The sequence below is a fragment of the Pollutimonas nitritireducens genome, from assembly GCF_002849615.1.
GTDB lineage: Bacteria > Pseudomonadota > Gammaproteobacteria > Burkholderiales > Burkholderiaceae_B > Pollutimonas > Pollutimonas nitritireducens.
Window position 1 is genome coordinate 1 of sequence record NZ_PDNV01000033.1, and the last position, 1,306, is coordinate 1,306.

The 1,306-nt window shown below is 56.7% G+C and carries 1 protein-coding gene; it reads left to right on the plus strand.

Features of this window, described 5'->3' with window-relative positions:
* The first annotated feature begins 81 nt into the window (after positions 1-81).
* Entirely contained in the window at positions 82-1,272 is a 1,191-nt protein-coding gene (locus CR155_RS20570; protein WP_102071921.1) for an ISL3 family transposase, read from the plus strand.
* The last annotated feature ends 34 nt before the right edge of the window (positions 1,273-1,306 follow it).

Consider the following 1,306-nt stretch of genomic DNA (forward strand, 5'->3'; position numbering starts at 1 on the left):
GGCTCTTCATCATTAACGGGGGACGCCGACATTCATTAGACTTGTTTTTGCGAAGAAACACGTTTAATGGAAGCAATGCCGATGTCCCCAGTAAATTCTATCTTAGGAATCAGAGATCTAGTCATCGATCGAGTGGAACGTGGCCGAGAGATTCATGTTTGGGCCAGGCCAGCCAAGCGCTTGGCGTGCGTCCACTGTCAGCAAGAGTCGGTGCGCATTAAAGCGACCCACCAACGCACGCTCAAACACACGCGCCAAGGCAACCAATTGATGGTGCTGCACCTGCGCGTGCCCAAGTACCACTGCACCGATTGCAATCGCTATTTTCGCCACCGCTTTGCGGGCATCCGGCCGCGGCGCCGGGCCACCGAAGCGTATCGCCTGGAGGTCTTTGAGGCCCATGACGGGGGCGTGAGCCAGCATCAATTGACTCGTACGCATCAGATCGGCAGCGCCACGGTCGAGCGCTGGTATCAATCTTTCGTCAAGCAACGCGTCTTGGAGCTTTCGGGCCGGGCCTGCCCTCAGGTGCTCGGTATCGACGAACATTTCTTCAGCCGTAAGAAGGGCTACGCCACCACGCTGGTAGATCTAAAGCACCACAAGGTGTTCGATGTCGTGCTGGGGCGCTCAGAGGCGAGCCTGCACAGTTATCTGAAGCGGCTGCCCGGCAAGCAGAACGTGCGGGTGATCGTGATGGACCTGTCCGAGACGTATCGCCAGATTGCCCGCAAATACTTTCCCAATGCCATGATTGTGGCCGACCGATTCCATGTGGTACGACTGGTGAATCAGCACTTTCTGAAGCTTTGGCAGCAACACGATCCTGAAGGGCGCAAGAATCGAGGGTTGCTTAGCCTGATGCGCCGGCATCACTGGAGGCTGACGGCGGTGCAGAAAGAGCGCTTGCATCAGTATCTGGCGCAGTCGCCGGTGCTTCAGGCGCTGTACTTTGCCAAGCAGCAACTGAATGGATTTCTGGTGATGAAGAGCCTCAAGCGCAAGCGGGCCAAGCAGCTGCTGCCCAAATTCCTCAAGCTGCTCGAGCAGTTCGAGAGCAGTCCCGCACGTGCCTTGGCCCAGACATTGAGATCCTGGTTGGCGCCGATCGTGCGCATGTGGCGCTTTACCAAGTCCAACGGCATCACCGAGGGCTTCCACACTAAAATGGAAATGCTCTCACGCCGTGCATATGGTTTCAGGAACTTCGAGAATTACCGCATGCGAGTCTTGGCTCAATGCGGTTGGAACGGTGTGATCAACCGTGTCTGATGGATGCCCATCCCCCGATAATGGGGAAGAGCCT

Bases quoted from the DNA above. Each gene is read 5' to 3' on its own strand.
- CR155_RS20570 (WP_102071921.1), top strand. From the start codon at position 82: ATGTCCCCAGTAAATTCTATCTTAGGAATCAGAGATCTAGTCATCGAT.